Here is a 6,707-nt window from a genome sequence, read left to right as displayed (position 1 = left end):
CTCAGTCTTATGGCTTCTTCTTTGAATGCCTTGTCATACCTGTTCATGCGTCCTCGTCCCCTCGCTAGCTTTCATTTTATTTCATACGAGGGGGTTTTTCGACTGCATTTTTATCGTAGCACTCCAATGTGTGAATCGGGCGCCCGGAGCGAGGCAACGCCTCTCGTAGTACAGGCGATGGGCGAATTGGACGCCCGGAGCGGGTCATCGCCTCTCGTAGTGCAGGCGATGGGCGAATTGGGCGCCCGGAGCAAGGCATCGCCTCTCGTAGTGCAGGTGATGTGTGAATTGGGCGCCCGGAGCAAGGCATCGCCTCTCGTAGTGCAGGCGATGGGCGAATTGGGCGCCTGGAGCGCGGCATCGCCTCTCGTAGTGCAGGCGATGGGCGAATTGGGCGCCGGAGCGAGGCATCGCCTCTCGTAGTGCAGGCGATGGGCGAATTGAACGCCCGGAGCGCGGCAACGCCTCTCGTAGTGCAGGCGATGGATCGAGCGCCCGGAGCGAGGCAACGCCTCTCGTAGTGCAGGCGATGGGCGAATTGGGCGCCGGAGCGAGGCATCGCCTCTCGTAGTGCAGGCGATGGGCGAATTGGGCGCCCGGAGCGAGGCAACGCCTCTCGTAGTGCAGGCGATGAATCGGGCGCCCGGAGCGAGGCAACGCCTCTCGTAGTGCAGGCGATGGGCGAATTGGACGCCCGGAGCGGGGCATCGCCTCTCGTAGTACAGGCGATGTGTGAACCGGGCGCCCGGAGCGAGTCATCGCCTCTCGTAGTACAGGCGATGTGCGGATCGGGCGCCCGGATCGAGGCAACGCCTCTCGTAGTGCAGGCGATGGGCGGATTGGGCGCCCGGAGCGGGGCATCGCCTCTCGTAGTACAGGCGATGTGCGGATGGGGCGCCCGGAGCGAGGCATCGCCTCTCGTAGTGAAGGCGATGTGTGAATCGGGCGCCCGGATCGAGTCATCGCCTCTCGTAGTGCAGGCGATGGGCGAATTGGGCGCCCGGAGCGAGTCATCGCCTCTCGTAGTGCAGGCGATGGGCGAATTGGGCGCCCGGAGCGGGTCATCGCCTCTCGTAGTGCAGGCGATGGGCGAATGGGCGCCCGGATCGAGGCAACGCCTCTCGTAGTACAGGCGATGGGCGAATTGGGCGCCCGGAGCGAGTCATCGCCTCTCGTAGTACAGGCGATGGGCGAATTGGGCGCCCGGAGCAAGGCATCGCCTCTCGTAGTGCAGGCGATGCCCGCTCCGGGCGTGCCCGCTGCTCGCGGGATGCGTCCGCGCGCGCGCCTTAGCCCTCCTCGGGCAGCAGGCTCAGCGCCCATGCGCACCATGCGATGCTCGCTTCGGTCGACATGATCGCCTTGCGCGTGAGCAGGTAGGCGCCGAACAGCGGATGCGCTGGCGCGGGCAGGCCTTCCGCAGGCCAATCGGGCCGCCGCTGCAGCTCGGACAGCTTGTCCGCGTAAGCCTGCCGCCGCTCCTCGTGGTAGGCGAGCCGGTCGGCGAACATTTTGCGGGCGGATTTGCTCTGGGCGTAGGACATGCAGAACACCTTCAGCATCATCTCGTCGCGCAGGGCGGGCTCGGCGGCCGGCTGGTCGAACCAGGCCCGGAGCGCGTCCTTGCCTTTGGCGGTCAGGGAGTATACTTTTTTATCCGGCTTGTCGCGCTGATTGACGAGCTCGTAGCGGATGTAGCCGTCCTGCTCCAGCTTGGCGAGCAGCGGATAGATCTGGCTGTGCTTGGCCGGCCAGAACGGCTGGATGCGCAGCATCAGATCGTAGCCGGAGAAGTCGGATTGCGCGAGCAGGCTGAGCAGTCCGTAAGATAGGGTGTTCACGGCGGAGGCTCCTTTATAATAGAAAAATGCTTTGACAGGAACGGGGTCGAATAGTAGAATTATGGAGTTTTCGATATGTAAATATAGACATATATAGAATGGGTGTGGAGAGCTGTTATGCATACGGAAGAAAAGACCGCCGAGATTCGTTTTTGGCCGGTTATGCTGTCTATTTTTATCGGTTCCTTCTTGTGCGTGCTCGCTTCCGCGACGATCAACCTCGCGCTCGAGCCGCTCAAGGAACATTTTCACACGACGCTCAGTTCCGTCCAATGGACGCTGACCGGCTTCATGCTGGCGATGGGCACGACCGCCCCGATCGTCGGCTACCTGGGCGAGCGGTTCAGCTACAAGCGGCTGTACATGTTCTCGCTGATCGGGTTCACCCTCGCCTCCGCGCTGTGCGCGGCTGCCTGGAGCGAGAGCTCGCTCATCCTGTTCCGCGTGCTGCAGGGCGCCTTCAGCGGCCTGATCATCCCGGCCACGATGTCCATTATCTATCAGATCATCCCCCGTGGCAAACAGCCGATGGCGATCGCCTTCTGGGGCTTGTCCGCGATGCTCGCGCCCGCGTTCGGTCCGACGATCAGCGGCTGGCTGCTTCAGAACCTCGATTGGCAGTGGCTGTTCATCATGAACATTCCGATCGGCCTGATCGCGATCCTGCTCGTATACGCCTATATTCCGTATTATCGGCTCAGCGTGCCGAAGTCGTTTGACAGCCTCGGCTTCATCACGGTCGTCGTCAGCAGCACGGCGCTGCTGCTGGCGCTGGGGCAAGGACACAACTGGGGCTGGAGCTCCTGGAAAGTCCTCTCCCTGCTCGGCGGCGGGCTCGCCGTGCTGGCGCTGTTCATCTGGCGTGAGCTGACGGCGGTGCATCCGCTGCTCAACCTGCGCGTGTTCAAGAACGGCCGCTTCACGCTGAACACGATCATCGCCAACATCATCACGATCAGCCTGTACTCCGGCACGCTGCTGACGCCTGTCTTCCTGCAGCGCATCCAGCATGTGTCCGCGATGGATACGGGACTCATCCTGCTGCCCGCCTCGCTCGCGATGGCGCTCATGATGCCGATCGTCGGCAAGCTGTACAATGTCGTCGGTCCGCGCGTCCTGATGACGATCGGCATCGTGCTGCTCACCGTCGGCACGCTCGCGCTCAGCTGGCTCAGCATCGACGTCTCTCATGCCTACGTCATCTGGTGGATGACCGTGCGCAACCTCGGCATCGCATTCGTCGTCATGCCGTCGAGCAATGCGGCGATGGACGAGATCTCCCGCGAGAACTCGGGCCACGCCTCCTCGATCTCGAACTGGACGCGCAATGTGTTCGGCTCCTTCGCGATCGCGATCTTCACGACGCTGCTCGCCTCGCGCTCGGTCGATCACGGCACCGCGCTCGCGATGGCCGGCGACCAGAATCGCGCGCACATCGAGATGATGGCGTTCACGATGAGCGTCAACGACGTGTACCTGATCGCCACGTTCGTCGCGCTCGCCGCCCTGCCGCTCAGCCTGTTCGTCGCCAAGCTCAAGAAGCCGCACACCGTGCTCGCTTCCGAGTCGGTCAAGGCGGAGGCTACGACGGCTGAGGGTTAACCTGAACGGTCAGCGAATTGCGAGACCAAGCCAGACGATCCAACCGGCAAAAGCCGGCGCTGCAGCGGACCCTTCCGCTGCGGCGCCGGCTTTTTGACATCCGCAGCAGCGCCGCAATTTCCTGAATTCTCCCATTTTCCCTATTCTTCGAGCTTTTACAACGATTATTGCAGCTGGTATGATGAGACTTTGGCGAGACGCTCCAGTCCCGCCGGGAGGAGGTTCACGTTGGTTTTCAGCTCGGTCGGTTTTCTATTTTTCTTTTTGCCGCTCGTTCTCGCATTCTACTTTGTCGTTCCATTTAAATATAAAAACGCGGTGCTGCTCCTGTTCAGCCTGATCTTCTACGCTTGGGGAGAGCCAAGGTACATCCTGCTGATGATCCTGTCCATACTCGCGAACTACGGCTATGGCATCCGGATCGAGGCGGCGGGGAGGAGGCAGGGCAGGCGCAGGCTTGTGCTGACCTCCGCGATTGTGGTGAATCTTGGCCTGCTCGGCTTCTACAAGTACGCCAACTTCTTCGTCGACATCGTGAACGCCGCGCTCCATACCAGCTTTCATCCGGACCCGGTACCGCTGCCTGTCGGCATTTCCTTTTACACCTTCCATGCGCTCAGTTACCTGATCGACGTGTACCGGCGGACGGAAGCCGCGCAGCGCAACCTGTTCCGGCTGTCGCTGTACATTACGTTCTTCCCGCAGCTGGTGGCAGGGCCGATCATCCGCTACCACGACGTCGCGGCCCAGCTCCGCAAGCGCGTCTTCGCTTCCGTCCAATTCGCCGAGGGCATCCAGCGCTTCATCATGGGCCTGGCCAAAAAAATACTGCTGGCCAATCCGCTGGGCGCCGTGGCGGACGAGCTGTTCACCTCCCCGGCCGGGGACCTGTCGACCGCCAGCGCATGGATCGGGATCGTCGCCTATACGTGCCAGATTTACTTCGACTTCTCGGGCTACAGCGACATGGCGATCGGCCTCGCCAAGATGTTCGGCTTCGAGTTCAAGGAGAACTTCAATTATCCGTACATCTCGGGGAGCATCTCCGAGTTCTGGCGGCGCTGGCATATCTCGCTCGGCAGCTGGTTCCGGGACTACGTGTACATCCCGCTCGGCGGCAGCCGCACGGCAACGTGGAAGGTGTATCGCAACCTGCTGATCGTGTGGGCGCTGACCGGCTTCTGGCATGGGGCGAGCTGGACGTTCATGGCGTGGGGGGCGTACTACGGCGTGCTGATCGCGTTGGAAAAGGCCGGGCTCGAGAAGCTGCTGCGGCGGATATATCCGCTGAATCATATCGCGGTACTGCTGCTCGTTATGGTCGGCTGGGTGTTTTTCCGCGCCGACGACTTCGGCTATGCGACCCGCTACCTGGGCGCGATGTTCGATATCCGCGGCCGGGATCTGCTTGATGCCCATGCGCTCGGACTGCTGTCGCTGAACTGGATTTACTTCGCGGCTGCGGTGCTGGCTGCGGTGCCGATCTACCCGCGGCTCGTCCGCTTACGGCTCAGCCCTTCGCTTGTCCGCTTGCGCACCGCCATCCTCTTCGTCCTTCATTTTCTCATGTTCGGCGAAGTTATCTTGTATTTGATCAATTCAACCTACAATCCGTTCCTATACTTCAGATTCTGACGGTGCAGGGGAGACTATCTTGAACAACAAAACAGCTATCATATATATCGCTTCCTTCCTGACGGTCATCTGCGGCTTCGCGGTGATCAGCCTGTGTGTGCCGGACAGAAGCAGCTCCGCCATCGAGAACCGGTCGCTCAGCCGCTTGCCCGCGATCAGCGCGGAGACGGTGTCGACGCGGCGCTTCTTCGAGCAGATGAATCAATACTTCAACGACCAGATCGTGCTCAGGGACAGCATGGTCAAGCTGTACCAGCGCCAGCAGAACGCCAAGCTGTTCAACGTCCTGCTGCTGGACAATCTGCTGCATCCGGCGCAGCCCGGACAGCCGGGGGACGGCACCCGGGCCCGTACCTTGCGCACGGTGTCCAAGCTGATGATCATCAACAACAAATGGATCATGCCCACACCCGACCGGGTCGTGCATACCGCGCGGATCGACGAATCGGCGGCCAAGCTGAACGAGGCGGTCCGGGCGGCCGAAGCGCTGCATACCGAGACCTTCTTCATCTTCAACCCGTCGCGGACCTTATCGCTGATGCATCTGTATCCGTCCTACTTGCAGACCGATGCGTATGCGGAGTCCAAGCGCTACTTCCTGTCGAAGCTCGACCCGTCCGTGAACGTCATCGACATCAGGGACAGGCTCGGCGGCTATACGAACGCGCAGCTCGAGGAGATGTACCTGGAGACGGACCACCACTGGAACATACAAGGTGCGTTCAGCGCTTATCAGGAGATGATCGACCAACTCTCCGCGCGTTCCGCCCAGTTCGAGGGCGAGCCGCTGTCCATCGAACAGATCGACGTCTCGCGCTTGACGGACGGACGCTTCGAGGGCAGCTACAATACGCAGATCAACGGCGCCGTCAGTACGGCTAAGGCGGACCGCACGGTGCTGTACGCGCCCAGGCCGCCGTTTTCGTTCGATTCCTTCTCAGTCGTCGACAAAGACGGGAGTCCGATGGGCAAGACGTTCGACGAGTTTTACGGCTTCAAGCCGGGCAAAGGCACTTATACCTACGGTACGATCTACGGCGGCGACCGGCGGCAGATCACCTACGTCAACGAAGCGGCCGACAACGAGCTGAACGTGCTGCTGCTCAAGGACTCCTACATGAACCCGCTCACACCGTACCTGGCCCGGCATTTCCGCAAACTGACCGTATACGACAGCCGCTACTATTCGCAGTTCAGCCTGCAGCGCTTGTTGAAGGGCGAGCACTACGACATGCTGCTCATCGCCTTCCACGACGACAACCTGTTCAGTGACAACTACAATTTTGAGAAAGGGTAGATCCGAGCGGGGCGGGAGGTGTGGAGGAAGGACGGGGGAAGGGCGGAGTAGGGGCGGGCCTGCGAGGCGAGAGGCTGCAGAGGCTTGCAAATGTCTGCGAGGGCTGTAGGGGCTGCAAAGGCTGCAGGGTCTGCAGGGGCCGCGAAGGCTGCAGACCCCGCGCTCTCCGCAGACCCCGCAACCCCGCAGACCCCGCAACCCCGCAACCCCGCAACCCCGCAACCCCGCAACCCCGCAACCCCGCAACCCCGCAACCCCGCAACCCCGCAACCCCGCAACCCCGCAACCCCGCAACCCCGCAACCCCGCAACCCCGCAACCCCGCAACCCCGC

The 6,707-nt window shown here is 61.7% G+C and carries 5 protein-coding genes; 4 read left to right on the top strand and 1 reads right to left on the bottom strand.

All coding sequences use genetic code 11. The features are described from left to right. Positions 1–781 precede the first annotated feature (781 nt). Positions 782–940, top strand: a complete 159-nt coding sequence (locus tag VQ071_RS29200; protein WP_340518536.1) for a hypothetical protein — start codon at positions 782–784, stop codon at positions 938–940. Positions 941–1,289: 349 nt separating this feature from the next. On the opposite strand, the gene VQ071_RS29195 is transcribed toward VQ071_RS29200, so the two are convergent. Then, on the bottom strand, positions 1,290–1,841 hold the full coding sequence (locus tag VQ071_RS29195; protein WP_340518534.1) for a PadR family transcriptional regulator: 552 nt from the start codon (positions 1,839–1,841) through the stop codon (positions 1,290–1,292). A 117-nt stretch (positions 1,842–1,958) separates the two neighbouring features. Between VQ071_RS29195 and VQ071_RS29190 the strand changes: the two genes are divergently transcribed. The 3 genes from VQ071_RS29190 to VQ071_RS29180 all read left to right on the top strand — a co-directional run bounded on the left by VQ071_RS29190 (position 1,959) and on the right by VQ071_RS29180 (position 6,375). Continuing rightward, entirely contained in the window at positions 1,959–3,443 is a 1,485-nt protein-coding gene (locus tag VQ071_RS29190; RefSeq protein WP_340518532.1) for a DHA2 family efflux MFS transporter permease subunit, read from the top strand. A 228-nt stretch (positions 3,444–3,671) separates the two neighbouring features. After that, positions 3,672–5,078, top strand: a complete 1,407-nt coding sequence (locus VQ071_RS29185) for an MBOAT family O-acyltransferase (RefSeq protein ID WP_340518529.1) — start codon at positions 3,672–3,674, stop codon at positions 5,076–5,078. Between the two features lie 19 nt (positions 5,079–5,097). Beyond that, positions 5,098–6,375 carry a DHHW family protein gene (locus tag VQ071_RS29180; protein ID WP_340518528.1) on the top strand — a complete coding sequence of 426 codons (1,278 nt, stop codon included), beginning with the start codon at positions 5,098–5,100 and terminating at the stop codon, positions 6,373–6,375. The last annotated feature ends 332 nt before the right edge of the window (positions 6,376–6,707 follow it).

Source organism: Cohnella sp. 56, assembly GCF_037963805.1.
Taxonomy (GTDB): Bacteria; Bacillota; Bacilli; order Paenibacillales; family Paenibacillaceae; genus Cohnella.
This window is presented reverse-complemented; position numbering and strand designations above follow the sequence as displayed.

Bases quoted from the DNA above. Each gene is read 5' to 3' on its own strand.
- VQ071_RS29190 (WP_340518532.1), top strand. From the start codon at position 1,959: ATGCATACGGAAGAAAAGACCGCCGAGATTCGTTTTTGGCCGGTTATG.